Source organism: Agaribacter flavus (genome assembly GCF_042646125.1).
Lineage (GTDB): Bacteria > Pseudomonadota > Gammaproteobacteria > Enterobacterales > Alteromonadaceae > Glaciecola > Glaciecola flavus.
Genome location: NZ_JBHRSW010000016.1, coordinates 1 through 26,565, shown reverse-complemented (window position 1 = coordinate 26,565; position 26,565 = coordinate 1). Strand labels below are relative to the sequence as shown.

General features: G+C 42.9%; 25 protein-coding genes. 13 read left to right on the top strand and 12 right to left on the bottom strand.

What is annotated here, in order from left to right; translation table 11 throughout:
- Positions 1–205: 205 nt before the first annotated feature.
- Entirely contained in the window at positions 206–2,200 is a 1,995-nt protein-coding gene (locus tag ACFOHL_RS10350; RefSeq protein ID WP_376920158.1) for a beta-propeller domain-containing protein, read from the top strand.
- A 61-nt stretch (positions 2,201–2,261) separates the two neighbouring features.
- Here ACFOHL_RS10350 and ACFOHL_RS10345 read toward each other — a convergent pair whose 3' ends face one another.
- From ACFOHL_RS10345 to ACFOHL_RS10320, 6 genes are all read right to left on the bottom strand, one after another.
- Complete coding sequence (locus ACFOHL_RS10345) at positions 2,262–2,711, bottom strand: hypothetical protein (RefSeq protein WP_376920157.1); 450 nt, start codon at positions 2,709–2,711, stop codon at positions 2,262–2,264.
- A 13-nt stretch (positions 2,712–2,724) separates the two neighbouring features.
- Positions 2,725–4,815: a glycine--tRNA ligase subunit beta gene (glyS, locus tag ACFOHL_RS10340; protein WP_376920156.1), complete on the bottom strand. Its 2,091-nt coding sequence runs from the start codon at positions 4,813–4,815 to the stop codon at positions 2,725–2,727.
- Complete coding sequence (gene glyQ, locus ACFOHL_RS10335) at positions 4,815–5,723, bottom strand: glycine--tRNA ligase subunit alpha (protein ID WP_376920155.1); 909 nt, start codon at positions 5,721–5,723, stop codon at positions 4,815–4,817. Before glyQ ends, glyS begins: the two co-directional genes overlap by 1 nt.
- Before the next feature lie 74 nt (positions 5,724–5,797).
- Positions 5,798–6,250, bottom strand: coding sequence for a DUF2489 domain-containing protein (locus ACFOHL_RS10330; RefSeq protein ID WP_376920154.1), 453 nt, complete (start codon positions 6,248–6,250; stop codon positions 5,798–5,800).
- A gap of 6 nt (positions 6,251–6,256) precedes the next feature.
- Positions 6,257–6,766, bottom strand: coding sequence for a Der GTPase-activating protein YihI (gene yihI, locus ACFOHL_RS10325; protein WP_376920153.1), 510 nt, complete (start codon positions 6,764–6,766; stop codon positions 6,257–6,259).
- 391 nt (positions 6,767–7,157) lie between these two features.
- Complete coding sequence (locus ACFOHL_RS10320; RefSeq protein ID WP_376920152.1) at positions 7,158–7,781, bottom strand: c-type cytochrome; 624 nt, start codon at positions 7,779–7,781, stop codon at positions 7,158–7,160.
- 184 nt (positions 7,782–7,965) lie between these two features.
- Here ACFOHL_RS10320 and yihA point away from each other — a divergent pair, with 184 nt between their 5' ends.
- Positions 7,966–8,583, top strand: a complete 618-nt coding sequence (gene yihA, locus ACFOHL_RS10315; protein WP_376920151.1) for a ribosome biogenesis GTP-binding protein YihA/YsxC — start codon at positions 7,966–7,968, stop codon at positions 8,581–8,583.
- A 161-nt stretch (positions 8,584–8,744) separates the two neighbouring features.
- Here the strand turns inward: yihA and polA are convergent, their stop codons facing one another.
- Positions 8,745–11,531, bottom strand: a complete 2,787-nt coding sequence (gene polA, locus ACFOHL_RS10310; RefSeq protein WP_376920150.1) for a DNA polymerase I — start codon at positions 11,529–11,531, stop codon at positions 8,745–8,747.
- 486 nt (positions 11,532–12,017) lie between these two features.
- Here polA and ACFOHL_RS10305 point away from each other — a divergent pair, with 486 nt between their 5' ends.
- From ACFOHL_RS10305 to nadS, 3 genes are all read left to right on the top strand, one after another.
- The gene (locus tag ACFOHL_RS10305; protein ID WP_376920149.1) at positions 12,018–13,469 is read left to right on the top strand and encodes a TrkH family potassium uptake protein; all 1,452 of its coding nucleotides are present in this window, start codon (positions 12,018–12,020) and stop codon (positions 13,467–13,469) included.
- Positions 13,470–13,915: 446 nt separating this feature from the next.
- Complete coding sequence (locus tag ACFOHL_RS10300) at positions 13,916–14,233, top strand: type II toxin-antitoxin system RelE/ParE family toxin (protein WP_376919660.1); 318 nt, start codon at positions 13,916–13,918, stop codon at positions 14,231–14,233.
- Positions 14,230–14,520 (top strand): NadS family protein, encoded by a 291-nt coding sequence (gene nadS / locus ACFOHL_RS10295; RefSeq protein WP_376919661.1) that lies wholly within the window; start codon positions 14,230–14,232, stop codon positions 14,518–14,520. Before ACFOHL_RS10300 ends, nadS begins: the two co-directional genes overlap by 4 nt.
- Positions 14,521–14,654: 134 nt before the next feature.
- Here the strand turns inward: nadS and trkA are convergent, their stop codons facing one another.
- Genes trkA through def form a run of 4 tightly spaced genes read right to left on the bottom strand, consistent with a single transcriptional unit; the run spans position 14,655 to position 18,842 of the window.
- The gene (gene trkA / locus ACFOHL_RS10290; RefSeq protein WP_376920148.1) at positions 14,655–16,034 is read right to left on the bottom strand and encodes a Trk system potassium transporter TrkA; all 1,380 of its coding nucleotides are present in this window, start codon (positions 16,032–16,034) and stop codon (positions 14,655–14,657) included.
- 20 nt (positions 16,035–16,054) lie between these two features.
- A complete protein-coding gene (gene rsmB, locus ACFOHL_RS10285) occupies positions 16,055–17,398 on the bottom strand; it encodes a 16S rRNA (cytosine(967)-C(5))-methyltransferase RsmB (RefSeq protein WP_376920147.1) in 1,344 nt (447 codons plus the stop codon).
- The gene (gene fmt, locus ACFOHL_RS10280) at positions 17,386–18,321 is read right to left on the bottom strand and encodes a methionyl-tRNA formyltransferase (protein WP_376920146.1); all 936 of its coding nucleotides are present in this window, start codon (positions 18,319–18,321) and stop codon (positions 17,386–17,388) included. Before fmt ends, rsmB begins: the two co-directional genes overlap by 13 nt.
- An 8-nt stretch (positions 18,322–18,329) precedes the next feature.
- On the bottom strand, positions 18,330–18,842 hold the full coding sequence (gene def / locus ACFOHL_RS10275; protein ID WP_376920145.1) for a peptide deformylase: 513 nt from the start codon (positions 18,840–18,842) through the stop codon (positions 18,330–18,332).
- A gap of 223 nt (positions 18,843–19,065) precedes the next feature.
- Here def and ACFOHL_RS10270 point away from each other — a divergent pair, with 223 nt between their 5' ends.
- From ACFOHL_RS10270 to aroE, 8 genes are all read left to right on the top strand, one after another.
- The gene (locus ACFOHL_RS10270) at positions 19,066–20,145 is read left to right on the top strand and encodes a LysM peptidoglycan-binding domain-containing protein (protein WP_376920144.1); all 1,080 of its coding nucleotides are present in this window, start codon (positions 19,066–19,068) and stop codon (positions 20,143–20,145) included.
- 66 nt (positions 20,146–20,211) lie between these two features.
- A complete protein-coding gene (gene dprA, locus ACFOHL_RS10265) occupies positions 20,212–21,333 on the top strand; it encodes a DNA-processing protein DprA (protein ID WP_376920143.1) in 1,122 nt (373 codons plus the stop codon).
- 2 nt (positions 21,334–21,335) lie between these two features.
- A complete protein-coding gene (locus ACFOHL_RS10260) occupies positions 21,336–21,812 on the top strand; it encodes a DUF494 family protein (RefSeq protein WP_376920142.1) in 477 nt (158 codons plus the stop codon).
- Between the two features lie 68 nt (positions 21,813–21,880).
- Complete coding sequence (locus ACFOHL_RS10255) at positions 21,881–22,438, top strand: DNA topoisomerase family protein (RefSeq protein ID WP_376920141.1); 558 nt, start codon at positions 21,881–21,883, stop codon at positions 22,436–22,438.
- 1 nt (position 22,439) lies between these two features.
- Positions 22,440–22,991 (top strand): L-threonylcarbamoyladenylate synthase, encoded by a 552-nt coding sequence (locus ACFOHL_RS10250; RefSeq protein ID WP_376920140.1) that lies wholly within the window; start codon positions 22,440–22,442, stop codon positions 22,989–22,991.
- Positions 22,991–23,911: an oxygen-dependent coproporphyrinogen oxidase gene (hemF, locus tag ACFOHL_RS10245; protein ID WP_376920139.1), complete on the top strand. Its 921-nt coding sequence runs from the start codon at positions 22,991–22,993 to the stop codon at positions 23,909–23,911. Before ACFOHL_RS10250 ends, hemF begins: the two co-directional genes overlap by 1 nt.
- A 122-nt stretch (positions 23,912–24,033) precedes the next feature.
- On the top strand, positions 24,034–24,720 hold the full coding sequence (locus tag ACFOHL_RS10240; protein ID WP_376920138.1) for an OmpW/AlkL family protein: 687 nt from the start codon (positions 24,034–24,036) through the stop codon (positions 24,718–24,720).
- Positions 24,721–24,854: 134 nt separating this feature from the next.
- Positions 24,855–25,676, top strand: a complete 822-nt coding sequence (aroE, locus tag ACFOHL_RS10235) for a shikimate dehydrogenase (RefSeq protein WP_376920137.1) — start codon at positions 24,855–24,857, stop codon at positions 25,674–25,676.
- A gap of 45 nt (positions 25,677–25,721) precedes the next feature.
- On the opposite strand, the gene ACFOHL_RS10230 is transcribed toward aroE, so the two are convergent.
- On the bottom strand, positions 25,722–26,258 hold the full coding sequence (locus tag ACFOHL_RS10230; RefSeq protein ID WP_376920136.1) for a gamma carbonic anhydrase family protein: 537 nt from the start codon (positions 26,256–26,258) through the stop codon (positions 25,722–25,724).
- Positions 26,259–26,565: the final 307 nt, after the last annotated feature.

Here is a 26,565-nt window from a genome sequence, read left to right as displayed (position 1 = left end):
AAACAGCCATATTTGTGACGAACAGTATACTGGGACAAACTCAATACTTTATTGCTAGGACTCAATAAAGCAAAGACTACCAAAGCCCTAGTCCAAACTCACTAAGCGATTACAAATATTCACATTTAATCGCATTTATGATCTGAAACAAGGTAATTTTAGTCTTAGGATGAGCTTAAACCTTCGGACATATAAGGAAATCGGAATGCAACAGCAACACAATTTAAACAAAACAAAGCAACTATTTGGCATGAGTATACTTAGTCTTTCCGTGCTAAGTGCTTGTAGTGGCGGTAGCGACAGTGGGAGTGTCCCAGAAATTGAACTGGTTACATCGCCTCCTGAGATTGTACTGAAACAAAACTCGGGTAGCCCGTTGCAATCTTCCGGCGCAAACTCTGTGAGTTTATTTGTTAAAAATGGCATATATCTGAACAACCAACAGCAGTTTTTTACTTTTCTAGAAAATGATGCAGTAAGCACTCCCGCTTCTAGTTCTAGCCGAGGTTTTTCGCAAACTAACACTCAGGAAACTGGTGTGGATGAAGCTGACAGGGTGGAGTACAACGGTGAATATGTATTTGCTGCAGATGTCCCCATTTGGTATCCGGAAGAAGAGTACGCGCCAAAGGTAAGAATACTCCAACGATTAGGTGATGATTCTTTAAACCAAGTGGCAGATCTGGATGTTGCGTCAAGTTATAACGTGGGTGGTCTTTATTTAGCGGACGATAAACTAGCGGTAATCACACAATCTGCACCCAGTTATCCAATTGAAATTTTTAGAACCAGTGTGTTTTTCCCTGGTTTTGGTGGTAACAACGAAGCCACTGTCGATGTAGACATATACGGGCTTGCTGACCCTGCTGAGCCTAGCAATGAAGCTGAAATCAGTATTGAAGGTAGCCTAATTAACAGCCGTAGAATTGGCAATACACTTTTTCTAATCACGCAATACATGCCTATTGTTGAAGGCCTAGTTGTAGGCGCTCAAACAGATGAGGAGCTTGTCAGCAACTACAATACTTTGTTGCAACTAGACGATGAAGCACTGATACCCACTATTACTGTCAATGACAATGAATTCTCGTTGTTTTCGTTTGATGACTGTGTGATCCCTGCAGACACAAATAGTGATGAAGGCAATGCGCAGTTACTCACAGTGATAAAAATTGACTTAGACAAGCCAGAGGATTTTGATGCTACCTGTTTAAGCGCTGTTGCTGACAATATCTACATGTCGCCAGAAAACCTATATTTAACATCTGGTTATTTTGAGTCTACCAACATTCATAAAGTCAATTTAAGTAGTCTTAGTTACAAAGCCTCGGGCGTTGTTGATGGCATATTGGGGGGAAGAGGGGCGCCGAACTTGCGACTAAGTGAGCATGACGACCACTTGCGTGTGTTGACGACTGACTACTCGGATTTTTCTGATCCTGAACACCAATTATATATATTAAACGAATCTTCAGACAGCTTGGAAGTGGTGGGGCAGTTGCCAAATGATGCACAACCAGAGCCCATTGGAAAGGAAGGGGAAGATGTGTTTGCAGTCAGGTACTTTGGAGATCAAGCTTATGTGGTGACCTTTGAACAAATTGATCCATTATATGTTCTTGATTTGTCCGACCACACTGCACCTGAAGTGGCTGGTAGCCTCGAAATACCGGGTTTTTCAAGTTACCTCCATCCAATTGGAGAAAATTTAGTGCTGGGTATTGGGCAGGAAGTGAATCAAGGCAATTTACCCAGAAATGGCGAAGATGTATTGATACTGCCGACGACATCTGGGATGAAAGCCAGTTTATTTGATGTTTCCGATCCTTCTTCGCCTATTGTGCGGGCTGAACAAGTGTGGGAAAACTCGTACACCCCAGTTGAATTCGATTACCGTGCGTTGTCTGTATTGCAAGAAGGTGATACGTATAAATTTGCCATGCCAGTTGAAACATGGATCCACGACGATAGGTTTTTCTCTCGTTCAGAATACAGTCTAGTTGGACTGCAAGTGGATGTGAATGCCATGACAATGGAACAAGCTGTGCGTCTTACTGTCGAACAAGATGAAAATGAACTATACATATACGGTGGTGAAGACCGGAGCATAATCCATGGGGACAACATCTATTATTTGCGTGGAAATAGCTTTTGGCATGGGACTTGGTCAATAGATAGCAAAGTAACAGGGCCATATTAGTTTTAGAGTAGCACCTTCACGGAAGGAAGGTGGGGGGACTCACATTTTGCGAGTCCCTTTTTTATTGCTTTTGTATAGTCAGTATGGGCTCTTCATCATCGGATACATCGAGTACAAAGGTGTACATGGCGGTTTCGTCAGGGGTGAACTGTAAGTTGGCTGAGTCGCTTGCACAATAGAGATCAATATCATCATTAATCTCTACTGATTGATTGCCAAACTTAAGGCCGCAATTGAGTTCGTGAGCCCAAATTTTATCTGCAACCTTAAAATCATAGGGCTGACCGTCTGCAATCAGCTCTATTGTGACTCTGTACTTATACTCTTCGATGGCGAGTAAACGATAATCGTCTGGTGCTTCCCACCAATTAAATACACCTCGTAAGTACATACTGGAATAGTCTTTTGGCGCATCATTGGTAAAAATACTTTCGGCCGACTGCATAGTGGTACAAGCTTGTAAGAACAAGTATGCACCGCATAAAACCATGGTTTTGGTCGTAAACCGCATCGTGTTTAATCCCTTATACGTTTATCAACGATATATCCGCTACACTCAGAAACGCCAAGCGCACATTTGCCACTATAGCTATTCGATTCGCTTTGACTTTCTCATCATCAGCCATGATCATCACTTTGTCGAAGAAATTGGACAAAGGTGCCTCTAGTGAGGAGAGTTTAACTAACAAATCAGCATAATCTATGCTCCCAGTATCAGCAGATACTAAGCCTTGAATATCTTCAAACGACTCAAACAACGCGGCTTCTTCGTCTGCTTCGAACAATTCAGTGTTTATTGAGGAGTACTCATTTAACTCAATATTGTTTTTATTGAGGATGTTACTCACTCGTTTATTTCCTGCTATCAAACTAGCGCCCGCTTGTGACTTAGCGAAATCGGCAACTGCTTGGATACGCAAATTAATATCACTGAGCGAATAACTATCGGTAACTGCCATGACAGCGTTAACTAGATCGCTACTAACGCCAAGATCCGCATAAAACGGCTTGCACCTATCAAGTAGGAAAGCTAAGACCTGTTCTTTTGTTTGAGGGTTTTTTAATTTGTCGGAGAAAGTTGCGATGACGCCATCAATCAGCAATGAAAGATCGATATCGAGCTTGTTGTCGACCAAAATTCTCAATATACCAATCGCACTTCGCCTAAGTGCAAAGGGGTCTTTATCGCCTTTGGGTATTTTGTTGATGCCAAATATACCCACGAGAGTATCTAGTTTTTCCGCCAATGAGACCAATGTTCCCTCCATTGACGAAGGTAATTTGTCATTGGCGAAGCGCGGTAAATATTGCTCTTCGATTGCTAGTGCTACCGCAGCATTCTCTCCATCGTGGTTGGCATAGTGCTTACCCATGGTTCCTTGAATTGAGGTAAATTCCATTACCATGTTCGACACTAGGTCGGCTTTTGCTAGTAAAGCCGCCCTATGTGCATTTTGCAAAACCGTGTGGTCTAGCTTGCATGCTTTGCCAATAAGTTGGGTAATATCTGCAACACGTGCGGATTTTTCTGCAACCGTGCCTAAATCTTTCTGGAACAGGATAGTACTCAACTGCTTTGCTTTGCTTTCTAAGCTCGTTTTTTTGTCGGCTTCAAAAAAGAAGCGGGCATCAGAAAGGCGAGGGCGGATCACTTTTTCGTTCCCAGTGATAACTTGGCTGGGGTCTTTGCTCTCAATATTTGAAACGAATAAGAACGTATTGCTCAAGGAACCATCGGTATTGAGCAAAGGAACGTATTTTTGATCGTCCTTCATCGTATATATCAAGGCTTCTTTGGGGACTGCCAAAAACTCGTTTTCGAAGGTTGCTTTGAGTACTACCGGCCATTCTACTAGGGACGAAATTTCTTCAAGCAGGTTTTGATCATAGTCTGCATGTAAGCCAAGTGAGCTGGCCATTTCTTCGAGTTGCGTTTTTATCGTGTTAACGCGCTCTTCGTATTTTACCAACACATATTGATCACGCATCACATCGACATAGTCATCCGCTTTGGGTATGGCTACGCGATGATCGCCGTGAAATCGGTGTCCAGAGGTTTGTCTGCCTGATTGCAGACCAAATAGCTCTATGTCAATGATTTCGCTACCATATAACACGCAAATGGTATGGACTGGGCGTATAAACTCGGCAGCAGAACTTCCCCAGCGCATTGGTTTGGGGATGGGTAATTGTTTCAACGCACGTTCTAAAGCACCTTGTAACTCGGCATCCAAAGACTGGCCAGCGACAGTTGCTTTGTGTAATAGCCATTCGCCTTTTGGCGTCACTAAACGTTCTGCTTGAGTGATGTCAATGCCATTTGACTTTGCCCAGCCTATTGCAGCCGGTGTGGCATTACCTTCTGCATCAAACGCGACAGATACGGCAGGGCCGCGCTTTTCAACTTGTTTATCAGCTTGTACGCGTTCGCAGTTACTGACTAACACGCCTAAACGTCTGGGTGCGCCAAAAGCACTCGCATGCTCGTAAGTAAACCCAAGCTTTTTTAACTCGGCTACAAGGAAAGTACAAAAGGTGTCACTGAGCTTTTTCAGTGTTTTTGGTGGAAGCTCTTCAGTGCCTAATTCAATTAATAAGTTTTCTGTATTGCTCATTATTCTGCAGCTCCATTGCAAAGAGGGAAGCCCAGTGCTTCACGAGATGCGTAGTACATTTCTGCACAGGCTTTAGCCAATGTTCTTACTCGAAGAATATAACCTTGACGCTCGGTCACCGAAATTGCGTGTCGCGCATCTAAAAGGTTAAAGGCGTGGGACGCTTTCATTACCTGCTCATATGCGGGCAGAGGTAAGGCTTCTTGAATTAACTTTTGGCACGCTTTCTCACATTGATCGAAGCTTTCAAATAAAAATGCAACGTCGGCATGCTCAAAGTTGTATGCAGATTGTTCTTTTTCGTTTTGTAAGAACACATCACCATAAGTTACGGTGCCAAACGGCCCTTTTGTCCATACCAAGTCGTAGATGCTATCCACGCCTTGCATATACAACGCGAGTCTTTCTAAGCCATAGGTAATTTCACCTGTGACTGGGCGGCATTCTAAGCCGCCGACTTGCTGAAAGTATGTAAACTGGGTGACTTCCATTCCATTCAGCCAAACTTCCCAACCCAAGCCCCAAGCCCCTAAGGTAGGCGATTCCCAGTTGTCTTCTACAAAGCGGATATCATGAACTTTTGGATCAAAGCCAAGCATCTCTAACGAGCCTAAATAGAGCTCTTGAATGTTGTCAGGTGAAGGCTTTAGCATCACCTGAAACTGATAGTAGTGCTGCAAGCGATTGGGGTTTTCTCCGTAGCGGCCATCTGTGGGGCGGCGACAGGGTTGCACATGCGCACTACTCATAGGCTCAGGACCTAGAGAACGCAAAAATGTCATTGGGTGAAAAGTGCCTGCCCCAACCTCCATATCGAGAGGCTGGATAATGACGCAGCCTTGGCGCGCCCAATAGTCTTGCAGCGCCAAAATTAAACCTTGAAAGGTATTTAAGTCGTAGTTATGCATCCGCGTGATCGTGTTAGCTAGTTAGAAATTCAAAAAGGCCAGCATTATAGCGTGATTCACGCAGATTTGGTATCTTAGGGATTGTTCACGTGAAAGTGTCTTAATTTATCGATATCAAGCCTAACTCGGCTATCAAATTCACTTTCAATTTGCTCCCTTTCTTTATCTTGTTGTTTGCGCTCTTTTTTACTTAGGGCTTTTCTGGCATCTAAAGTGGGGAAGTGTTGAATGCGATCATAAAGCTCATATACCGCTGGAAATTGCTGGCGATAATTGGGTTGTGGCAATATTGGCATAGCTTCGAGCAAATGCCAGAGACGAATGACACCCTCTGAAAGGTCACATTGCTGTTGTTGCATCGCGAAAGCAATGGTTTGAATACTGTCTACAATAGTTTGGCACCGTTTGTCTCTTGCCATTGCTTGGCGCTTATTTTGTGCTTGCAACAAAAACAATAGTCGCCCAGCGTAAACGCCTAAGCCAATAACGATAAGTGCAGCTACTAGTATTAAAATCCAATAAAGCATGATTAGTTAATTCTTAAATTCATCAATACTAATTGCATCTAAAGATGAAAATGGATCAGTATCGCTTGTTTCATTTTCTTCTTCACTGGCGATGCCAAGCATTTCACATAGTTGAGCATGTCGTGCAAGTTTTGTGTCAAGGTAGGTTTGTTCGGATGACGTGAGAGTCGATTGTTGTTGTTTTTCTAGCAAAACATCGAGTTTATGATCGTTTTCGATTGCGTCTAACTCGTCTTGCGGCGAAAAATACCGTTTTTCTACCTGCTTCGTTTTTGTTTTCTTAAACGGTGCATCTTTGTATTTGTCTAAATTGACGCTTGCTTTACTGCCTACTCGAGGATCTTTCTTGGTAGTATGATTGTTCGCTTGGTTTGATGTCATATTTAACATTTGACGGGAACCAGGCTTTTTACCACTTCTGTTTTTAGGTTTTCCACTTGAAGTGACTTTTGCTGGGCGCTCGTCTTTACTCACCCCAATCTTTCCAATTTTTCTCGATTTTTTTTGTCTTGCCATAATGGTTTCCAATGAAGATGCTATTGTCGTGATGGCTTTTGAACACAGTTTGTGTTTGAGGGTGCATATTTTAACACAGGCAAAGAAAAAGGTGATAACCCGAAGATTATCACCTTATATTAATTAGTGTCTGACGACACCTCTCCCGTTTTGCACGTCTTGTACTTAGCTGACTCACTATCTTTTTATTATTATTAACTAGTTGATCAGTATTGTTGTAGGTATTCCATTACGCTTTCTTATACTTTGATACTACTCATAAAAGAAGCTTTAATCAAGCCCTGTTTGTAGCTTGTTTAGATAATACTCAAAAAAATTATATTTACAACTTTTTTACAATACAACCGAGTCGTCTTCTTACGGTATCGAGCTAAAAATATGTGTGTCTAAATCAATGCAAACCTTCGAGGTATTTAGACAAGACATCAATATCTTTGTCACTTAGACGAGCGGCGATATTTCGCATCATTTCATTCATGTCGTTATTTCTGTCGCCCGCTCTAAACATTTCAAGTTGCTGTTTTGTGTACGCAGCGTGCTGACCACCAATAACAGGAAAGCCAGCTAGGTTCATGCCGCCGCCATCAGGGCCATGACAAGCGATACATGCGGTTATACCTCGTTCAGCGTCGCCACCACGATACAAAGCTTCACCTTCTTCAATCACATCTTCAGGTGTTTCACCGATTTTTAGCTCTTGGCTAGAAAAGTACACAGCAAGGTCTTTCATGTCTTGCTCAGAGAGCGGCATGGCCATCCCGTTCATTACTGCGTTGTTTCTTCCCTCTTTACCTCCAGTGCTGGCGGCAAGTTTGAATTCTTTAAGTTGTTTTAATATGTAACCCGCGTGTTGTCCCGCTAATTTTGGATTTAAGTTAATTGCGCTATTGCCGTCAGCACCGTGGCAAGCGGCACAGGTAACTGATTTTGCTTTACCTGACTCGGCATCACCGTCTACTGCGAATGCAGTTGTGCTCAATAAGGTTAATCCGAAAAGTAAACATAATTTTTTCATACTTAAATTCTCTAAAGATGAGGAATAACATACCTATAACGGCAGTGGTGGTGTATTTTACACAATTAAGCAGTTAAAAAAACCGTTTGTTGGTAATACAATGGATTTAAATCAATGAAAGATAAGCAGCCTCTAACTACATTTGTAAACTTATGCTGTCTATTCAGCAAATTTTTGAGGTGGTATGTCATATTTTACGAAAGCTAAGTTTTTAACCAGCGCACCTGGTATCACGCATTTGAGTCCTTTTGAGGGGATCGAAATAGCCTTTGCTGGGCGTTCAAATGCGGGAAAATCTAGTGCCTTAAATAAGCTTACGCGGCAAAAAAACTTAGCAAGAACAAGCAAAACACCGGGTAGAACCCAGTTGATCAACTTGTTCGAACTTGATGAGTACAGGCGATTGGTGGATTTACCAGGTTATGGCTATGCACAAGTGCCTATTGCGATGAAAAAGAAATGGCAAAAGTCTTTAGGTGAATACCTGCAAAAACGCGAGTGTTTGCGTGGGTTGGTGGTACTTATGGACATTCGGCACCCTTTGAAAGATCTTGACCAAGATTTGATTTTTTGGGCGGTAAGTGCCAAATTGCCTGTGCTCATTTTGCTAACGAAGGCAGATAAATTAAAAGCCGGGAAGCGTAAGGCGCAAACTTTGATGGTGCGCGAGGCAGCTTTGGCATTTCAGGGTGATGTGAGTGTTCATGCATTTTCTTCGTTGTCAGGGATAGGCTTGAGTGAAGCTGAAAATAAACTTATGACATGGCTGGAAGTAAGTAAAACAACAAACGACGATGAGTAAAAAAAGAAAGCCCCGCAACACACTAACGGGGCTTTACTACTCAGGGAGAACAACACATTCGTAGCTTAAGAGTGCGGTTAAATCAGAAAGTTCATATTTATTTTAAATTAATTTGATTAATCTTCTTTTTTAGGTCGACAGAGGTGATGCGCCAATAGGTATTAATGCGCTTCATCCCAATTATTACCAACACCTGCTTCTACTTCTAATGGTACTGACAGCTCGACGCAATTTTGCATGAGTTCACATATTTTGTTTTTGTGAGCGTCTAACTGGCTTTCTTTTATCTCAAAAACTAATTCATCATGTACTTGCATGATCATTACGACACTGTCGTCATCAAGCGAATCAATCCACGCGGCGACGTCTATCATAGCTTTCTTAATGATATCAGCTGCGGTGCCTTGCATCGGGGCATTAATGGCTGCACGTTCCGCACCTTTGCGACGCGCACCGTTGCTTGCATTGATGTCAGGTAAGTATAGCCTGCGGCCAAATACTGTGCTGACATAGCCGACAGATTTTGCAGACTCTCTTGTCGCTTCCATGTAGTCAAGTACACCAGGGTATCGCGCAAAATAGGTATCCATGTACTGCTGTGCATCGTGACGGGATATATGTAGTTGTTTGGATAGGCCAAAGGCACTCATGCCGTAAATGAGGCCGAAATTAATTGCTTTTGCACTTCGTCGTTGATTGTCTGTAACAGCTTCTTCAGCTATGGAAAAAATTTCTGAAGCAGTAGCTCGGTGAATATCTTTGCCGTGATTAAATGCATTCAGCAAGCCCTCGTCTTTGCTCAAATGTGCCATAATCCTGAGTTCGATCTGTGAATAGTCAGCGGCGACAATCTTGTAGTTTTCTCGAGGTACAAACGCTTGTCTGACCTGTCTGCCTTCTGGTGTACGAATAGGAATATTTTGCAAATTTGGATCCGTCGACGATAAGCGACCGGTCGCCGTCACCGCCTGATGATAGGAGGTATGCACACGGTTTGTACGATGATTAATCATCTTAGGCAGTTTGTCGGTGTAGGTGTTTTTCAGCTTAGTCAGTCCTCGGTATTGCATGAGCAAAGCGGGGAGTGGGTAATCGTTTGCTAATTCTTGCAATACCTCCTCAGAGGTAGATGGCGCACCTTTCGGGGTTTTTTTCACGATAGGCAAGCCCATTTTTTCAAACAGAATCGTTTGCAATTGCTTAGTAGAGCTTAAATTAAAGCTTTCACCCGCCATTTCGTGCACTTGCTTTTCTAGTTCTACGATTCGACTAGCCAAGTTTTGGCTTTGCTGACCTAGCATTTGTGCATCGATTAACACCCCAGTTTGTTCCATTTTTGCTAATACAGTGGAAAGCGGGGTTTCAATCGTCTCTAAGATCTCAGGCAGCTTATCTTCATTTGCTAATAAACCGCTTAAAGCTTGAAATAAACGAAAGGTTACGTCAGCGTCTTCGGCGGCATATTTGCCTGCAATGTCGATATCCAATTGATTAAATGTGAGTTGTTTAGCACCTTTTCCTGCAATTTCTTCAAAGCTAATACATTTGTGCCCTAGGTATTTCAGTGACAGGCTATCCATATCGTGCCGAGTCGCAACACTGTTTAATACGTAGGATGCTAGCATGGTGTCACAGGCGATGCCCTTTAGTTCTAGATCGTAGTTCGCGAGCACATTTTGATCGTACTTTATATGTTGTCCGACTTTTTTGATTTGCTCTGAAGCAAAAATGGGTTTTAGTGCTGACAATACTTGCTGTCTGTCGAGCTGTTCTGGCGCATCAGGATAATCGTGAGCAAGTGGAATGTAACACGCATCATTTTCTGCAAAAGCGAAGGATATGCCGACCAATTCAGCTTCCATGTAATCCAAGCTTGTTGTCTCGGTATCCACGGCAAATAATGTGGCGCTTTTAAGTTTTTGCAAAACCTTGTCGAACTGCGTTTGACTAAGTACTATTTCGTAAACGCTGCGATCAATCTGTGCACTTGCAGCATCGTTACCGTTATCCGTTGCTGTTTGTTTTTCAGAGCCGCCATTTATTGCATCGTCAACATATTCATCACCTTGGTCACTGACTTCAGCCAGCCACTTTTTGAATTCTAAGTTGGCAAATTGTTCTCTAAGGGTGGGCTTGTCTAATTCTTTTAAGCTTAACTCCTCTAGTGAGAAAGGGAGAGTCAAGTCCGTGACTATCGTGGCTAGCTCGTATGATAAGAACGCTTGTTCTTTATATGCTTCCATCTTTTTTGCCATGGTTTTAGCGCCACGAAAGTCCAAGCTCGCTATTTTATCTAAGTTGTCATATATCTCTCGGATACCGCCTATGCCGTTTAGCATTGCTATGGCACTTTTATCGCCGACACCGGGTACACCAGGAATATTGTCTACTTTGTCTCCCTTGAGTGCCAAGTAGTCGATGATTAACTCCGCAGGTACGCCAAACTTTTCCAATACACCCGCTTTGTCCATCGTAGTTTTGGTCATTGTATTAATAAGACTCACTTGGTCATTTACCAGTTGTGCCATATCTTTATCACCTGTACTAATAACACAAGCTTTGCCTTGTTCACTTGCTTGTCGAGCCAGCGTACCAATGACGTCATCGGCTTCCACTCCCTCTTGTACAATCATTGGAAATCCCATTGCTTCGACAATCACATGTAAAGGGGCAATTTGACTCCGAAGCTCTTCAGGCATAGGCGGGCGATTGGCTTTATACTCTTGGTAAATGTCGTCTCTAAATGTCTTGCCTTTGGCATCAAATACAACAACCATCTCTTTGGGGGAGTAATCTTTTACTAAGCTGCGAAGCATATTTACTACACCGTAAATAGCGCCTGTGTCTTGCCCTTTCGAATTGGTCAAAGGAGGTAAACCGTGGAATGCACGAAACAAGTAAGAAGAACCGTCGACAAGAACTAAAGGGCTGGTTTGTGTGTTGTGCATAGTAAGATCGCTTGTGGTAATGACTGTGTATTAAGTATATGAAATAAAAAAGAAATAATAAAAATATTTGTTGAAAACCCTGTGGATAACTTTGTTAATAAACTAAAACAAAGACATAAAAAATCTACCTTTTTCTTTTGAAAAAAGCATCCGTAGTAGTTTTGCAGGGATTACAACTAATGGCAAAATGCCTAATATCCATACCAATTTTATTATTGTTTTGTAGAAGCACCCATTTGTTTACGACAAGAATAAATGGTGTTGTATCATTGCTTCTGTGTATGTACAAACGCAAGGGGATTGCCTTTGTCATTTCGTTAAATTTAACACAAAAATATGCCATGCCAAGAAATTAATTTATTATTTTTTTTATCTTTGAAGGTCAATAGCTTATAAATACAAAATAAAAATTGGCATTCTGCTTGTCGAAGATTTCATAAGCGTTGTAGACTATATCAGTAGCATCACAACCAAGGTTATTTTAGCTTGCAATATCGAGCAATCATAAGGATCTTAGGGCTGCTAGTTGCGATTTTTAGCGTAACTATGCTGCCTCCAGCACTTATCTCTCTAATATATGAAGATGGCGGTGGCTTGGCTTTTGTGGTGGCCTTTTTTCTTAGCCTGTTTACAGGTTTAATCATTTGGTACCCATACCGCCGCAGTAAGCAAGATTTGCGAGCAAAAGAAGGCTTTTTAATTGTTGTCCTTTTTTGGACGGTGCTCGCGGGCATTGGTGCCTTACCTTTTGCCCTGTTAGAACAGCCGCAAATGACCATTACCGATGCCATATTCGAGTCCTTTTCTGGGCTGACTACTACGGGTGCAACAGTAATCGAAGGTATCGAGTTTTTGCCCACGGCCGTGCAGTTTTACCGCCAACAGCTGCAATGGCTCGGTGGTATGGGTATTATTGTACTCGCAGTTGCCGTATTACCCATATTGGGCGTAGGGGGGATGCAACTATACCGTGCAGAAACGCCAGGGCCGGTAAAAGACTCAAAGATGACACCTCGTATTGCCGATACGGCCAAGCACCTATGGTATATTTACTTGTCGTTAACCCTAGCTTGTACCTTTGCATATTGGCTCGCTGGTATGTCTTTGTTTGATGCGATTTGTCATGCATTTTCTACGATTGCGATTGGTGGCTTTTCAAACTACGATGCCAGCCTCGGCCATTTCAATAGTGTTGCGGTTAACGTGGTCTGTGTCATATTTTTGTGGATTGCTGCACTCAATTTTTCGTTGCACTATGCTGCCGTAAGTGGTCGAAATATAAAAAATTACTTTCGCGATCCGGAGTGTAAGTCCTTTTTTACTATTCAGTTTGCCTTGATCACAGTGTGCTTTTTGGTATTGGTAAAATTTGAAGTGTACGATAGCGCCGAGGCCTCCTTAGATCAGGCATTGATTCAAGCCGTATCGATAAGTACGACAGCAGGGTTTGCTACAACCGACTTTTCATCATGGCCAGCGTTTTTACCTATCTTACTGATATTTTCTAGCTTTATCGGTGGTTGTGCAGGTTCTACCGGCGGCGGCTTAAAAGTAATCCGCGTACTGCTATTGTTTTTACAAGGCAAGCGAGAAATAGATAGGCTTATTCACCCCAAAGCCGTTTACGCCGTAAAGTTGGGCGACCGTGCGATGCCCAATAGAGTGATAGATGCCGTGTGGGGTTTTTTTGCAGCCTACGCCATTGTCTTTGTATTTATTATGATTGGCCTAATTGGTACTGGCCTTGACAATATCACCGCCTTTTCAGCGACCGCAGCTACCCTTAACAATCTAGGCCCAGGCTTAGGCACCGTTGCGGGTACTTACGCAGAAGTATCGGATTCCGCAAAGTGGCTACTGGTTATGGCAATGCTATTTGGTCGCTTAGAAGTATTTTCGTTGCTCGTATTGTTTTCCCCTACTTTTTGGCGGAGTTGATTTCTTCCGTTGTATGAGAGATTGTTTTGGGAAGCTTGTGGGTACGATGCATCTCGGAACTTATTTGGTTTTATTGAGTGGTGTTGGCTGATTCAAAAAGCTCAAGAAAGTCCATACACAGACCCACACTGTGCATATGAGTGAGCAGCAAGGTCGGCGATTACAAACCCTGCTTGGTAATGATTAGGGGGACGAGGCAGTGAATAAGAAGGGCTTGGGTGCACTCAATGATGCGGTAAACAGCGATGAGCCGAACACCAATGAATATCCTCTTAGATTCCCACGTTTTTATCTGGCTCAACACAGCACCTGAGTGGCTTCTCGACCGATAGATTTGGCAATGTGCTGGATAATAGTCCTTTTTTAGAGTAAGTAAGATAACTACTGTCAAAGATAACTTTTATACGTCATTGGCGTATGATTAATTTTAATGTTATATTCACGAAATGGTAATTATTGAAACGCCTATATTCACCAAACTCATAACAGAGTTGATGAGTGATGACGAATACAAAGACTTGCAGGAAGCATTGGTTAGCAGGCCGGATAGGGGCGCAATAATCAAAAACAGTGGCGGCCTCAGAAAGGTTCGTTGGGCTCTAGAAGGACGGGGCAAGAGTGGTGGAGTAAGGGTTATTTATTACTGGATGACCGACAATGATCAGCTTTATATGTTGTTGGCTTACCCAAAAAATGTGCAGGAGAACCTGACAGATTCACAGCTTAAAAAGTTAAAGCAAATTTTAGAGAGGTGGTCAGAATGAATGAGGACATGTTTGAACAATTAATAGAAAGCGTTAGTCAAGCTGATGATATTATCAACGGTACCGCTAAGCCTTCTCGTGTAACTGAATTTGCTGAGCCCCAAGTCAAAGCTATTCGCGCCAAAACGGGATTAACACAAAGCCGGTTTGCTGATGTTTTGGGTGTGAGCAAACGCACGTTAGAGAATTGGGAACAAGGCCGCCGCCATCCAACTGGTCCAGCTCGCGCTTTACTTAAAATTTTAGATGCTAACCCTAAGTACGCTCTGGAAGCACTTAATCACTGAATAGCCGTTAAAAGTCGAGTGCCTTGACCGATGCGTTTGGCAATGCGCTCGGGAACTCTGTTAAAAATAGTCTGCTTTGCGGTGGTAATAAATCGAATCAAAGCAGAGACGTTGAAAGAGCCAAAAATTACACTTCACCCAAAAAACAAAGCGCTGGGCTGGAATAGTTTTTCTACATCACGGATGAATTTTTTATCTACCAAAAACAAAATCACGTGATCGTTGGCTTTTATAATCGTATCGCTGTGCGCAATAATCACTTCGTCGTTTCGTACAACGGCGCCTATGGTTGTGCCGGGCGGTAACTTTATATCGTCTATTTGCTTGCCGACGACTTTTGAAGTGTTCTCGTCACCATGGGCGATGGCTTCAATCGCTTCTGCAGCGCCTCTTCGTAGTGAGTGAACGTTTACTATGTCACCACGCCTGACGTGGGTGAGCAAGGCTGAAATGGTGGCTTGTTGAGGTGAAAAGGCAATATCAATATCTCCACCTTGTACCAAATCGACGTATGCACTGCGTTGAATGAGCACCATGGCTTTTTGTGCGCCCATGCGTTTAGCTAACATGGCTGACATAATATTCGCTTCGTCGTCATTAGTTACGGCGATAAAGGCGTCGACTTGTTCTACGCTTTCTTCCTGCAGCAAGCTGGCGTCAGAGGCATCGCCTTGAAACACAATGGTTTGGTCTAGCACGGTAGACAGGTACTCCGCACGTTCTGCGCTATATTCGATGAGTTTTACGTTGTGCTTTCCTTCGAGGCGTTTGGCTAAACCTGCACCAATGAGTCCGCCCCCAGCTATCATTATGCGCTTATAACTGGACTCGAGTTTTTGCAGTTCGCTCATTACTGCGCGAATGTGCTTGGTGTCGGCTATAAAAAACACTTCGTCATCAGCTTCGATAACGGTAGAGCTTAGCGGTCGAATTGGGCGACCGCGACGATAAATTGCGGCTACGCGGGTTTCGACATTGGGCATGTGCTCTTTTAAGGCAGATAAGGCGTGACCGACGAGCAAACCGCCGTAATACGCTTTTACGGCCACAAGGCTAGCTTTACCTTCTGCAAATTCAACGACTTGTAGTGCCCCAGGGTAATCTATTAGGCGTTTAATGGCGGTAGTTACCAGTTGTTCTGGTGCAATTAAATGATCAACCGGTATATCTTGGTGTTTGTATAGCTGTGATTGATAAATGATGTACTGCTCAGATCGTACACGCGCGATTTTGGTCGGTGTTTTGAACAGACTGTAGGCCACTTGGCAGGCCATCATATTGCTTTCGTCGCTGTTGGTCACTGCAATGAGCATGTCGGCGTCTTCGGCACCTGCTTTTTTTAGCACATCTGGGTGGGAGCCAATGCCACAAATAACCTGCAGATCCAAGCGGCTTTGCAGACTTTCCAGCACCTTGATATCAGAGTCAACAATGGTTATTTCATTTTGTTCGCCAACTAGGTTTTCTGCAAGTGTCCCGCCTACCTGACCTGCGCCGATAATTATTATTTTCATATTAGCGTGTTCTTGTCATTCTATTTTGACTTTATCAATCTTGCGTAAAAGAAACCATCCATTTCTTGTTCACCGGGTAAAATTTGCCAACCATAACTTTGGCCCTCACAACTCAGAGCATGGCTTATTGGTGATAGCTGGGCATCTTTGTGTGTATTGAGAAATTGTTCTATTTGCAGGGTATTTTCTACTTTTAAAATAGAACAAGTCGCATAGAGTAGGGTGCCACCTGGTTTCAGTTTAGCCCAAGCTTGTTCGAGAATGTCACTTTGGAGTGCAACCAAGACTTCAATATCTTGGCGTTTACGCAACCATTTAATGTCTGGGTGCCGGCGAATAATACCGGTTGCTGAGCAAGGTGCATCCAGCAGTATTTTGTCGAACATCGGTAGCGCTTCGATTTCTGTTAGCGCACACGCATCTGCCTCCAAAAGCTTAATTCTTTGTAGGCCTTTAAGGTGTGCACGCTCAAGATTTTCACGCATCGTGTCCAAGCGCTTGTTTACTTTGTCCACGGCATAAATAGTGCCAAGTTCGGGGCAGCTATCGTACAGTGCTAGTGTTTTTCCGCCTGGTGCAGCACAACAATCAAGAATTAGTTCACCTGCATTGACATCGAGTAAATGTGTGCATTGTTGTGCGGCGTAATCTTGCACATTAAACCAGCCTTGCTCATAGCCGGGTAGGGCAGGCACGCTAGCTTGTGAAAGTACTTTAATCGCTGTATTTGTGACACATTCGTAGTCAATACCCGCTTGTTCAAGTGCTTGACAAAAACTACCGACAGAAATTTTTTGTTGATTTACCCGCAGCCAAAGTGGGGCTTTTTTATTGGATTGCTGAGCAATATCTTGCCAACTTTCGGGATAATCGGCTTGCAGTTGTTTGAATAGCCATTTGGGTAAGTCGTAGGCAATATGTGGCTGAGGGAAAGGTAATTCGGCAATTTTTTTGCGGGTAAAGTTACGCAAAATGGCATTGACTAAGCCCGCAAATTTAGGCTGCCCTAACACTTTTGCTGCGTTTACGGTTTCTGAAACGGCGGCATGATCTGAAGTACGCATGCTATGAATTTGAAACAGCCCAAGCATAATGACATGCTCAATGATTTTTTGTTTACCTTTTAGCGGTTTTTCTAGTAGAGAATGCGTCCAAAACTGCAATTTAGGGAGTACCCGCAAGCAACCATAAATCACTTCTTGTATCCATGCTTTGTCTTGGCTTTTATTGTATCGGGCAAAGATCATGGGCATGATATCTCGGCTCGAACGACCGTTCTCTAATACTTCAAACAAAGCCCATGCAGCGTCAGCGCGTAAGTCTATTTTATGTGATATTCGTTGTTGACTATTCAAAGCAGGCATTGACCAGGTGCAAACAAATCGGGCTTGCCATTGACTAAATCAGCAATGGCTTGTCGCTTCTTGTTGGGTAATTGAATTTGTTTAATCAGCAGTAAACCACTCGCACATTTGATTGAAAGACCATCTTTTGAGTATTCTGTAATTTCCCCGCAAGCGCTTTTTTCAAAGCTTTTTGCACTTACTGGTTCTGCTTCCCATATTTTAATCGCTTGGCCATTATAATCAAACCAAGCTACCGGCCACGGATTAAAAGCTCTTACATTTCTAGCGAGTTGTTGAGCGTCTAGTGACCAATCACATCGCGCTTCTTCTTTGCTCAGTTTTTTTGCATAAGTTGCTTGATCGTTGTTTTGCTCAGTGGCTTCAAGTGTATCAAGCTTCGCTAGGGTGTCGACAAGAGTGCGGGGTCCCAATGCTGCCAGTTTGTTGTACAAGCTGGCGCTGGTATCGTTGTCTTCTATTGCGAGGGTAGCAATTTGTATTACCTTGCCAGTATCCAAGCCTTTATCCATTTGCATGATGGCAACACCCGTTTCTTTGTCACCTGCCCAAATCGCCCGTTGGATTGGCGCAGCACCTCGCCACTTGGGTAGAATAGAACCGTGCACATTGATGCATCCACGCTTGGGAATGTTAAGTATATGCTCGGGTAGCAACAAGCCGTAAGCAACGACTACCATCACATCAGCGTGATAGCTGGCTAGCTTGTCTGCAGCACCCTCGTCGCTGAACTTTAGGGGCTGTTCTACGGCGATATTGTTGGCCTGTGCAAGGGACTTCACTGCACTAGGGGTAAGTTTTTTGCCTCGACCCGCAGGGCGGTCGGGCTGACTGTAAACGGCTACTATTTCATGCTCGGTATTGAGTAGAGCCTGAAGGTGAGCGGCGGCGAAATCGGGCGTACCCGCAAATACAATTCTCAATTATTTTCCTATGACGCTTTGTTTATTAATCGCGCTTCTTTTTCTAACTTTTTACGAATTCTTTGACGCTTTAGGGGCGATAGGTAATCGACAAACAGTTTACCTTCTAAGTGATCAAGTTCATGTTGAATACATACAGCAAATAGCCCCTCTGCTTCTACTTCAAACTCTTCACCGTTTTTATCTAAGGCCCGTACTTTGACTTTTTCTGCTCTATCCACTTTTGCATAATTTCCAGGAACCGAGAGGCAGCCTTCTTCGCTTATTTTAGAGCCTTCTTTTTCGACTATTTCAGGGTTGATGAATACCCTTGGTTCGTTTTGCTCTTCGGATACATCCATCACTACCACGCGTTTGTGGACATTCACTTGGGTGGCGGCTAAGCCCACGCCTTTTTCTTCTTTCATTGTGTCGAACATGTCTTCGACCAGTTGTTTTATTGTGTCATCCACCGATGTCACTGGCGCAGCAACGGTACGAAGACGTTCATCTGGGAATGTGAGTACTTCTAAAACTGCCATACAAAACCGCCCTTTGATTCAGTATAAATATTTATACGCATAAAGCAGAATATGTATCTATATACATACTGCTGCAAGATAAGATGCGTGCTTAGGTTATACGTGTTGTGTTTTACCTGTAATAAGGGTTAATTAAACAGATTTCAAACCGATAAGTAATTATACAGCAGTCAGTAGATAGATAAACTAAATTGAACACGCTTGGGATTGAGGCAAATATTTAATGGTAAAAATTCACAGGTATATTTCCCGTATTGCACTATTTTACGCCCTTGCTTTAGGTGCGGTACTGCATGCTTCAGCCGATATCATTGAAATAAAGCAAGATGCACCTTCTACCTATGTGGTAGAAAAAGGCGATACCTTGTGGGACATTTCTAACTTGTTTCTTTCCAAACCATGGTTATGGCCGGAGTTATGGCGCACAAATTCGCACATTGAAAACCCTCACTTGATTTATCCAGGTGATGTCCTGAGCTTGAAATATGAAAACGGCAAACCCGTTTTAGCTATTACCCGGGAAAAAGGCACGCTAGTGTTAACTCCTGAAAAGTTTGTTCGTAAAAAGCGTCTTCCCATTGATGTGTTGCCTTGGTCGCTCATTGAACCTTTCTTAATTGGTGATCAATTGATGCCTGAAGCCCAATATCACGATCTACCACCCTTGCTAGGTGATAGAACCGGCACCCCTCGATATGCTGAACGTGACTTTATACTGACGCGGGGGTTAGATGAAACAAAGGCCTTGTTCAATGTTATGCGCAAGGTACGTGAAGTAAAAGACAGCAGAGGGATGTCACTTGGTTTGCAAGTTGACCTGATCAGCACTGCAAAATTAAAACAGCAAGCTAACGATGGTCATGTCGTTGTCGAATTAGATAATAGTTTGTCAGAAGCGAGACAGGGTGACAGAATTGTGCCCCATAAAAAGGTCTCACAAAAAGATTTAGTATTAAGAGCAGCAAAAAGACAAAAAGGTGAGTTGGTTGAGAATGCCAATGGCCGTCAACTTATCGGCAAAAACGATGTCGTGATTATTAATTTGGGAAAACGTAAAGTAAAACCCGGAACCGTGTTTGGCATTTACGATGTGGGTACTGACATAGATTACAAAGAAGAAACCAGTTACTCTCTAGAGCGCGCGAGTATATTTACCTTGCTGAGTTTGGGGGAAGAAATCAAGCAACCCGCTTATAAAGTCGGTGAATTAGTGGTATTTAAAACCTTTGAGCTAGGTAGTTATGCCCTAGTGACGAAGGCCGAAATCCACATGCGTGGCGGGGAAATTATTGCCAGCCCCTAATCATTTTATTTATCTCGAGTATAGCTCACATAAGTTATAGCTCTCAATGACTCCAAGGATGGACATATGCACACTACTGAAACAATTGATGATATACACAGTTGGTTGCGCCTAGCATGTATAACCAAAATGGGCTTCGCTCGTCTTTCTAAAACAGCCGAGGCATTGCGCACCCCCTTACATACAATACACAAAACAAATCACGACCAACTATTGCAACTTGGTTGGCAAGTCGGGCAAATAGACGCAGTTAAAGGCCGCTGTGCTAAAACAGAACATCGTATAAAAAAAGCGATAAAGTGGCTTGAGAGTACAAGTCGTCGCCATGTTCTACATATAGGACACCCAGATTACCCCAAGGCTTTATTGGATACAGCCAGCCCGCCGATTGTATTATTTGCTGAAGGGAAATTGGATCTTCTCAACTATTCTATGCTTGCTATGGTCGGCACACGCTCGCCAACGCAATATGCCTACGATGTTGCAGAATCACTGCTTCCCGCGTTTTATGGTTATGCTGATTTTGCGACCATATCCGGATTGGCCTTGGGCGTAGATGCCATTTGCCACCGCACAAGCTTAGCTCATGGCATTCCCACTGTTGCGGTCTTAGGTTGCGGGATAGATCTCGTGTACCCCAAGCGTCACCAACAATTGCAACAAGATATAGCAGCATCAGGTTTGCTACTGAGTGAGTTTTTCCCTGGCGTAAAACCACAAGCCTTTAACTTCCCGCGCAGAAACCGTTTGATTAGTGCTTTGTCCGATGCGGTACTTATTTCCGAGGGGCGAATAAAGAGCGGGACAATGGTGACGGTAAAATACGCTATCGAACAAAACAAAGAAGTATTGGTTGTGCCTAGCAGTATTTTTAACCCCAATGGCGAGCTTGCCTTACAGCTAATAAAAGACGGCGCAACGCCCGTGACATCGGCAAGTGATATTGTTGAAGCAGTACCTGCTTTTCATAATTTTGCACTCAACATAAATAATTCACCAAAAAATGCGGATAAACCCTTGGCAAGCGATCCATTGTTAGATAGTGTAGATGCTAGTGGTACATCAGTAGATGTTATTGCTAAGCGCAGCGGCATGTCTGTGGTAGATGTGCTGACACAATTATTAGAATATGAGTTGCGTGGCTTAGTCTCTTCAACAGCGGAGGGCTACGTCAAACTGAGGGGCTAAAAATGTTCGATATCCTCATGTATCTTTTCGAAAACCTTGTTTATGATCAGTCTGATATTCAAACAGACCATGACGCACTGACCGATGAGTTAATAAGGGCTGGATTTCATCACGACGAGATATACAAGGCACTCGCATGGCTAGAAAAACTTTCAGCTTTACAACAAACTACAAATAACCCTTACATAAGCGGTTTGAGTGGCGTCCCATCCACTCGAATTTATACGTATAAAGAACAGCTAAAACTTGACATGGAATGCCGAGGCTTTTTAGTTTTCTTAGAGAGGATTAATGTACTGGACTCGTCTACACGTGAAATGGTGATAGACCGAGTAATGGAAATTGATTCTCAAGAGTTTTGTGTGATCGATCTCAAGTGGGTAGTGTTGATGGTACTTTTTAATGTACCAGGAAAAGAAAGTGCTTATGAACAAATGGAAGAGTTGCTATTTGAAATTCCAGAGGGTTTGTTGCATTAGTATAAGTACAAAGTACAACTACCATACTACCTTGCCTGTTTGAGCCGCATAATAAATGGGTATTGAGTTTGTCTAAAATCAACAGTGATTTATTTTCTTCAGCTGCCTCTCAGGCTGCTTACGGTGATTGTCCAGAATGTGGCGCTAAGTTAACGATCAAATATAAAGGTAAATCCAGTTTTTTGGCCTGTACGGCTTATCCAAATTGTGTCTATACACAAGGGATGTCCGATGTAGATGTTACTCAGCTCAAAGTTATTGAAGACAGTGAATGCCCAAATTGCCAAGCTAAATTAGCGGTGAAAAAGGGGCGCTACGGGATGTTTATTGGCTGCACTAACTTTCCTGATTGTCATTTTATTTCGAGTAACCAGAGTCAAGTTGAAGATAAGAAGACTTCACCACTTTGTCCCTTATGCCAAGACGGGGAATTGCATAAAAAACAAAACCGCTTTGGAAAGTTTTTTTATTCGTGTACAAATTATCCAAAATGTAAGTTTATTACAAATAATGAACCTGTCGCGGTACAATGCGAGCGTTGTCAATCTCCGACAATGTTTTCGCTAGCAAAAAAGTCTACGTTACAATGCGAAGTGAGCCACTGTTTGCACGAACAAAATAGTTGATATGAGTATTGATACTGCAGTTTTTCGCCAACAATTTAATGACGGTTGTGTATTTGCTTACCCAACTGAAGCTGTTTATGGCTTGGGTTGCAACCCCTTAAATAAAACAGCGATGGAAAAGATTTTGGCCCTAAAACAAAGACCCGTAGAAAAGGGGGTCATTCTGATTGCGGCCAACACCGATCAAATAAAGCCCTTTGTAAAATTATCGTCTTTGTCCCATGAAGCTCGCCATCACATGAACGAGCATTGGCCAGGGCCATATACCTATTTAGTGCCCAAAACCAGTCATACACCGCCTTGGATTAGTGGTGATTCTGGCCTTGTTGCTGTTCGTGTGAGCGCACATCCACTTGTGTGCGAGTTGTGTCTGGCTGTTGACAGCCCAATTATTTCGACAAGTGCCAATCACGCTGGCAAAGCACCAGCAAAAACAGCGGAAGACGTTCAACACTACTTTGATGACGAAGTAGTACTGATCGATGGAAGTCTAGGTACGCAATCCAAACCCAGTACAATTATCAATGCAATCACCATGGAAAAATTACGTTAATGCCTTTGTCCACCATCTCAGAACCGCAAATTCAACTCGTAAAACAGTATTTGTTATCGCTTCAAGATAATATTTGTCAAACGCTGGCTTTGTCCGATGGCAAGGGTGATTTTGTAGAAGATACTTGGCAGCGAGAGGAAGGCGGTGGTGGCCGTTCCAGAGTATTGAGTAAAGGAGCTGTCATTGAGCAGGGCGGTGTAAATTTTTCACATGTATTCGGTGACAAGATGCCGAAGTCTGCCACGGCAGCACGACCCGAGCTTGAAGGGCGTAAATTTCAGGCGATGGGGGTATCACTAGTCATTCACCCAAACAACCCCTACATTCCGACTTCTCATGCAAATGTCCGGTTTTTTATTGCTGAAAAAGAAGGTGAGCCAAGTATATGGTGGTTTGGTGGGGGTTTCGATCTTACACCTAGCTACGTGTTTAAAGAAGACGCCAAGCACTGGCATCGAGTCGCAAAGGATTTGTGTGCCCCCTTTGGCGACGACATATATACTCAATATAAAACGTGGTGTGACGATTATTTTTATCTCAAGCATCGAGACGAAACGCGTGGGATAGGTGGACTGTTTTTTGACGACTTGAACAAATGGGGCTTTGACAAATGTTTTTCTTTCATGCAAGCCGTGGGTGATGCATATCTAGAAGCTTACGTTCCGATTGTTGAAAAGCGAAAGCAAATGCCATTTACGCAAAGGGAACGGGATTTTCAGTTGTACAGGCGTGGACGCTATGTTGAGTTTAACCTTGTATACGATCGCGGCACCCTATTTGGCTTGCAGTCGGGTGGAAGAACTGAGTCCATATTGATGTCCATGCCACCGCTAGCTAGATGGGAATACGGCTATTCACCGAGTCCAGGAAGCCCTGAAGCAGAGCTCTATCAATATTTGAAGCCTATTGATTGGCTTTGAGTTTGATTTGGATCAAAGTTAAATTTTTGATTATTCATGTTTTTTAAGATCTTAATCTAGATCAAAGTTTGCCCTGATGTAGTCGGTACTATGTACGACATTCGATTAGGAGCAAAAACATTATGAAAAAATCAAACATCACACTTGCCGTCGCGGCTACACTACTATTTTCTTGTGCTGCACAAGCTTATGAAAAAGGCGATATATTGTTACGGGTTGGCTTAACTACCGTAGCGCCGGATGAATCTAGTTCAAACATAGCATTAGCGGGAGCAGATTTAGGCTTTGGTCTGAGCGTTGATAACAATACACAGGTTGGCTTAAACCTCGCTTACTTTTTAACTAACAATTTAAATGTAGAGCTTTTAGCCGCTACCCCGTTTACTCATGACATTCAAGTCAATGACAATCCACTTGGTTTAACCAAGCTCGGTGAAGCAACTCACTTACCCCCTACGTTAACGCTCAACTATTTTTTTAATAATAGTGGAGCCGCATTTCAACCTTATATTGGTGCGGGTTTAAACTACACTCTCTTTTTTGATGAAGAGTTTACAGACACGAATGAGGGCATCGGGTTTAGTGATTTAGATTTAGATGCTTCATTTGGTTATTCTATTCAGGCGGGGTTTGACTATGCCGTCGATACCCATTGGTTAATAAACGCATCAGTGCGCTATATTGATATCAGCACAGATGCGAGCTTCACACTAAATAACTCTGATTTAGGGGCAAATAATGCGCCAGGTGCTGTTACTGTAGATATTGATCCCTACGTATATACTTTATCTGTCGCATATAAATTTTAGCTATGCACCTCACTGGCGCATCTTTAACACCTGTTTAAGGTGCGCTTGTGTGTACTATCTTATACAAACTTGGGCTTTTCTAATTTCTACGATTGATTACACTACTGAATACTTAGTTCTATAGACCATCAAATATGCTATACAAAGCTTGTGTATTCGGTAATCCGGTAAGTCAAAGTAAATCCCCCTTTATTCACGAAGAATTTGCTAAACAATTTGATATTAAGTTCGCCTATTCAAAAGCTTCGCCAGAGATAGAGGCTTTTACCAGTGCTGCAAACGAGTTTTTGGCCGATCCTGATGTGCTTGGCGCAAATATTACCGTTCCCTTCAAAGAACAAGCGTATCAGTATGTCGATGAGTTAAGTCCTCACGCGCAACGGGCGGGAGCCGTCAATACCTTTGTAAAGCGAGACGAGAGAATTATTGGTGACAATACTGACGGTATTGGCTTGATCCAAGATTTACTGAGGAACAAGGTAAAGCTAAAAGGCGCACGCGTCTTACTGATTGGTGCAGGTGGTGCTGCAAAGGGTGCTTTGCCTGCACTTATAGATGCGCAGGTAGCATCTGTACACATATATAATCGCACGGTAGAGCGAGCGCGTGATTTATTGTTGAATTTGAGCGAAGACGGCGACTGTCAGTTGTCTGTCTATGAAGACGAAGAGAACTTTGATCTAATTATCAACGCTACATCTTTGAGCTTGCAAGAAAAAGTACCTTCGCTACCCGATTTTATATATGGCGAATCGGTAGTTTGTTACGACATGGTCTACTTGAATAAGCCTACTTCGTTTTTACGTCATGCTAAAAAGGCTGGATGCAAGGTTTGCATAGATGGATTGGGTATGTTGGTTGGGCAAGCGGCTCAAAGCTTCTATCTTTGGTTTGGTAAAATGCCAGATGTTGAACCTGTGCTTGTTAAACTGAGAAAGGCTCTACAAGCACAGTGAATAAGCGACTATCGAGCTGATTGGTAGACTGGAATAGTGCCAGTGCTATGTTGACTGTTCTAAGTATTCATCTTTTAGTTCTGTATAGTTTTTTGCGGATTGTTTGAGAAAACTCATCTCTGCCTCACTTAACAGCCGTTTTTTAACTACGGGATTTCCTACATACAAAAAACCGCTTTCTAATACTTTGTTTGGTGGCACTAACGCGCCGGCGGCTATGAACACATCGTCTTGCACCACCGCACCGTCTAGTATAATTGCACCCATTCCAACGAGTATTCTATTTCCCAGTCGACAACCATGTAACATACATTTGTGCCCAACTGTTACGTCGTCTCCGATAATTAACGGGAAACCCTGCGCTTGGTTTTCACTATGTCGTGTTACATGAAGAACTGAGCCATCTTGAACATTAGTCCTTGCACCAATTTTAATGTAATTCACATCACCACGGGCAGCTACCAAGGGCCATATGCTTACATTGTCTGCTATGGTAATGTCGCCTATGATTACAGCACTTTCATCAATATATACTGCTTTACCAACCTTAGGCCTTATGTTGTTGTAATCTCTCAATGTCACTGCGAGTCTCCAGTTTTTTATTTGTGGCTATGTATTTTTTAGGGGTTAAATGCAAAAAGCAAAACCAAATAAACCTAATTAAGGAACCTAGCTTCTTAACATTATTAATGTTTTCACTTTAGTGGATAGTATAGTTTGTGATCCTGTATGTATATATTCAGCACGATATGGATGCTTTTTGAGCATAAAAACAAATATTTCAGTTTTTTTACAAAAAATACTTGCACTTATTAAATTGTTCCGTAGAATGCGCCTCCGCTGTCAGGGGTAAACACTTCAGATAGCGATAAGTCAGTCAGAATAACGG

Bases quoted from the DNA above. Each gene is read 5' to 3' on its own strand.
- ACFOHL_RS10350 (WP_376920158.1), top strand. From the start codon at position 206: ATGCAACAGCAACACAATTTAAACAAAACAAAGCAACTATTTGGCATG.
- ACFOHL_RS10345 (WP_376920157.1), bottom strand. From the start codon at position 2,711: ATGCGGTTTACGACCAAAACCATGGTTTTATGCGGTGCATACTTGTTC.
- glyS (WP_376920156.1), bottom strand. From the start codon at position 4,815: ATGAGCAATACAGAAAACTTATTAATTGAATTAGGCACTGAAGAGCTT.
- glyQ (WP_376920155.1), bottom strand. From the start codon at position 5,723: ATGCATAACTACGACTTAAATACCTTTCAAGGTTTAATTTTGGCGCTG.
- ACFOHL_RS10330 (WP_376920154.1), bottom strand. From the start codon at position 6,250: ATGCTTTATTGGATTTTAATACTAGTAGCTGCACTTATCGTTATTGGC.
- yihI (WP_376920153.1), bottom strand. From the start codon at position 6,766: ATGGCAAGACAAAAAAAATCGAGAAAAATTGGAAAGATTGGGGTGAGT.
- ACFOHL_RS10320 (WP_376920152.1), bottom strand. From the start codon at position 7,781: ATGAAAAAATTATGTTTACTTTTCGGATTAACCTTATTGAGCACAACT.
- yihA (WP_376920151.1), top strand. From the start codon at position 7,966: ATGTCATATTTTACGAAAGCTAAGTTTTTAACCAGCGCACCTGGTATC.
- polA (WP_376920150.1), bottom strand. From the start codon at position 11,531: ATGCACAACACACAAACCAGCCCTTTAGTTCTTGTCGACGGTTCTTCT.
- ACFOHL_RS10300 (WP_376919660.1), top strand. From the start codon at position 13,916: ATGGTAATTATTGAAACGCCTATATTCACCAAACTCATAACAGAGTTG.
- nadS (WP_376919661.1), top strand. From the start codon at position 14,230: ATGAATGAGGACATGTTTGAACAATTAATAGAAAGCGTTAGTCAAGCT.
- trkA (WP_376920148.1), bottom strand. From the start codon at position 16,034: ATGAAAATAATAATTATCGGCGCAGGTCAGGTAGGCGGGACACTTGCA.
- rsmB (WP_376920147.1), bottom strand. From the start codon at position 17,398: ATGCCTGCTTTGAATAGTCAACAACGAATATCACATAAAATAGACTTA.
- def (WP_376920145.1), bottom strand. From the start codon at position 18,842: ATGGCAGTTTTAGAAGTACTCACATTCCCAGATGAACGTCTTCGTACC.
- ACFOHL_RS10270 (WP_376920144.1), top strand. From the start codon at position 19,066: ATGGTAAAAATTCACAGGTATATTTCCCGTATTGCACTATTTTACGCC.
- dprA (WP_376920143.1), top strand. From the start codon at position 20,212: ATGCACACTACTGAAACAATTGATGATATACACAGTTGGTTGCGCCTA.
- ACFOHL_RS10260 (WP_376920142.1), top strand. From the start codon at position 21,336: ATGTTCGATATCCTCATGTATCTTTTCGAAAACCTTGTTTATGATCAG.
- ACFOHL_RS10250 (WP_376920140.1), top strand. From the start codon at position 22,440: ATGAGTATTGATACTGCAGTTTTTCGCCAACAATTTAATGACGGTTGT.
- hemF (WP_376920139.1), top strand. From the start codon at position 22,991: ATGCCTTTGTCCACCATCTCAGAACCGCAAATTCAACTCGTAAAACAG.
- ACFOHL_RS10240 (WP_376920138.1), top strand. From the start codon at position 24,034: ATGAAAAAATCAAACATCACACTTGCCGTCGCGGCTACACTACTATTT.
- aroE (WP_376920137.1), top strand. From the start codon at position 24,855: ATGCTATACAAAGCTTGTGTATTCGGTAATCCGGTAAGTCAAAGTAAA.